Source organism: Pseudomonas sp. CCNWLW23, from assembly GCF_037095675.1.
Classification (GTDB): domain Bacteria; phylum Pseudomonadota; class Gammaproteobacteria; order Pseudomonadales; family Pseudomonadaceae; genus Aquipseudomonas; species Aquipseudomonas atacamensis.
In genome coordinates, this window is the sequence record NZ_JBAWKM010000003.1 from 392,587 (window position 1) to 395,887 (window position 3,301).

Here is a 3,301-nt window from a genome sequence, read left to right on the forward strand (position 1 = left end):
CCTGGCGTGACGCCAGCGCCGGTTTCGCGGCTTTTTGCACCTGATCCCAGACGCGCATGAAGTTGCCGCCCCAGAGCTTGGCGATGTCCGCTTCGGAGTAACCGCGCTGCAGCAGTTCGGCGGTGACGTTGCGGATCTCGCCGACGTTTTCCCAGCCCTTGATGCCGCCGCCATCGTTGAAATCCGAAGCAATGCCGACGTGGTCGATACCGATCTTGCGCACCGTGTAATCGATGGCGTCGCCGAAGTCCTTGAGGGTGGCTTTCGGTTCTTCTTCGAGGATCGCGTAGAGGCCGCTGGCGTACTGGCCGAGCTTCTGTTCCGACCAGGCGGTGATGATCGGATCGCCCGGCATCAGCGCCATGGCGAGGTTGGGCAGTGGCGGCAGATCGAAGCGCGCACGCAACCCATTGAGTTTGTCCTGCGTGCCCTGGGTCAGCGGTTTCAGGTACTGCGAGAAGGCGACGACCTGCACCACGCCGCCACTGTTCTTGATCAGTTGCAGCTCTTTATCGCTGAGGTTGCGCGGGATATCCACTGCCGCCCTTGGCGCCGAGTGCGAGGCCACCAGCGGTGTGCGGCTCAGTTCGGCGACTTGCTCGAGGGCCTTGGTCGACATCTGCGAAACATCGATGATCACGCCCAGATCGTTCAAGCGCTGCACCGCTTGTTTACCGATGTCCGACAGACCATCGAGGGCGTCGGGCGAATCATTGAAAAACGGTAGCGGCCGCGACGAGTCGGCCCAGCTGTTGTTGCCGATGTAACTGAAACCGAACATGCGCATGCCGCGCCCGGCCCACAGGTCGAGCTTGCTCAGATCGTTGCCCAGCGGGTAGGCGTTGAGCATGCTGATGAAGATCGCAAACTTGCCTTCGCCGTGCAGACGGCGGAAATCATCTGGCGTGTAGGCGATGCCGGCCTGATTGGGGAAGTCGCGGACAATCCCGGAAATGATCTTGTAACGCACCTCCTGCTGATTGCGCGCTTCTTCGACAAAACCCTCGGTGGGACGGTGCGGGGCGTTCGGGCCGTTCCACATTTCCGGCCAGCCGAACACCGTCAATGCTGCGCCGGACAAGCGCCCACGATTGGCCTTGATGAGGTCGAACTGGCCCGAGCCATCCTTGTCGGCTTCGTGGTCGTGGCTGCCGAAACTCAGCGGCACGGTGATGTGGCTGTCGAACGACAGCAGGCGATCCTGCAACTCAGTCGCCTGTTTCATCACCTTCACCGGGTAGCCGGGGTTGTTCCAGTAATCCCAGGCCAGAAATCCTGCGCCGGCACTGATCGCCAGGGCCAGCGGCAGGCCGATGAATAGAGCCTTTTTCCAACGCGGTTTTGTCATTGCCATCTCATTCAGGTTCGCCGTCGAGGTACAGGCGCAGGGGCCTTTGCTATCTGGGAAGAACGAGTGGCTGCACGGCTAATTTAGGTGTGCGTTACAAATGCCCGGCAGCGGCGCGGGTGATGTTTGCCGGCAGCGTAAATTTCCCCGCCGAGCAAACGTTCTAGCTTGGATAAAGCCTGCTTCATGGCTGACACAGGTAGGGCAATGACGATCTCTCGACGCTGGTTCATGGCGGGCATGGCACTCACGGGCGCCGCGCTGCCTGCCGCTTTTTATGCACATCGTGAACTGACTCGCGAGGAGTTTCCGATCACCCCGGGCGAGGCCACGGTCGATCTGGCGGACACCGCCGGGCAACAGCTGGCGGACAATTTGCGTGGGGTCTGGGACATTCGCTTTACCGGTGCGGCGGCGGGGCTTGATGGTCTGCCTGCGCAAGGTCTGGAACTGTTTCTCGACATCGCTCATCGTGGGCGCGGCCTGCGTGGTTATCTCGACACCGGAGCGAATCTGCGTGCCGAAGGGCCTGTGCGTTATCAAGTGGCTGGCGATCTGGCACCGGGCAACGGCGCTAAGATGTATTGGCGCCTGCTGCGCACCGATGCGCCGCTGGCGCCGCCGGTGTATGAATTAAAAGTCAAACTGGATGAAGTCTGGGCAGCGTTCGGCAATGCCGGCAGCGCCACGTTCACCGGGCAGGTACTGCGTCTGGATCGGCCGCTGGCGTTGCCCGAGCAGGACAACCAGTTCATCGCTATCAAGCGGCGTTTTCCCGAGGCCCGTGAACGCACCGGGCTTAATCCGCAACTGTTGGCCTGGCTGGTGGCGCCCGAGCATCGGTTGTTCCACCAGCTCTGGCACGCCACCCGCGACAAGTGGCACAAGCTCTCGGAGAAAAAACGCGAAGCGCTGCGCGGCATCGGCTGGCAGCCCGGGCCGCGTGACAAGGAGCGCGACGCCCGTGGGCCAAGCAAGGATCGCAATGGCTCGGGCGTGGATTTTTTCTTTATGCATCGGCACATGCTCCGCATCGCCCGCTCGATGCAGGATTTGCCTTCCTGGCCGGCGTTCCCGCAGCCGCAGCCTGAGCTGGAACGGGACCGGCAGGGCTTCGCGCGTTATTTCGACAATCATGACGGCAATTCACTGCCGCCGACCTGGCTGGCCGAGGGTGATGACGAGTACACCAAATGGGTCAGCGACATCAAAGCGGCGGAGACTTTCCAGAGCAATTTTCTGGTCTGGGAATCGCAGTACCGTGACCCGCGTTACTTGTCGAAATTGACCCTTGGCCAGTTCGGTTCGGAAGTCGAACTGGGCCTGCACGACTGGCTGCACATGCGCTGGGCTTCGGTGGCGCGTGACCCATCCAACGACATTCCAGTGCCGATGGCGCGCGATCAGGCGGACTTCGCTGCGCGCTGGTATGCGCCGGAAAACGACTTTCTCGGTGATCCGTTTTCCTCCCATGTGAACCCGGTGTTCTGGCGCTTTCATGGTTGGATCGATGATCGCCTGGAAGACTGGTTCCGCGCCCATGAACGTTTTCATCCGGGCGAAGTGAGCCGTTTGGAAGTCAACGGCGTGACATGGTTTGCACCGGGACGCTGGGTGGAAGTCGCCGACCCCTGGCTCGGCCCCGACACCCACGGCTGCAGCACCGTGCCCGGCCTGCAAGCTGGGCGATCCGTGGAGATGGACCCGGAAACCATGAAACTGGCGCTGCGTATCACTTTTGGCGACGAAGACAACATGACCGAACTGTTCCGCAAAGTGCCACAGCGCCCCTGGTATGCGCGGCACCTGAAGGTCAAGGGCCGACAGCTCTAGATTGGTTCAAACACACACTCTCTCTGAATAGTTCGCAATCCACTTGTGGGAGCGAGCCTGCTCGCGAATACGGTGTGTCATTCAGATGCATCAGTGCCTGACAGGACCTCTTCGCGAGCA

Annotated in this window: 2 protein-coding genes; one reads left to right on the forward strand and one right to left on the reverse strand. The window is 61.2% G+C overall.

The features are described from left to right. The coding region (locus V8J63_RS07105) for a dipeptidase (protein WP_336463824.1) at positions 1-1,348 on the reverse strand (1,348 nt) is incomplete at its 3' end. 207 nt (positions 1,349-1,555) lie between these two features. Between V8J63_RS07105 and pvdP the strand changes: the two genes are divergently transcribed. Beyond that, positions 1,556-3,181: a pyoverdine maturation tyrosinase PvdP gene (gene pvdP, locus V8J63_RS07110; protein ID WP_336463825.1), complete on the forward strand. Its 1,626-nt coding sequence runs from the start codon at positions 1,556-1,558 to the stop codon at positions 3,179-3,181. The last annotated feature ends 120 nt before the right edge of the window (positions 3,182-3,301 follow it).

Bases quoted from the DNA above. Each gene is read 5' to 3' on its own strand.
- pvdP (WP_336463825.1), top strand. From the start codon at position 1,556: ATGACGATCTCTCGACGCTGGTTCATGGCGGGCATGGCACTCACGGGC.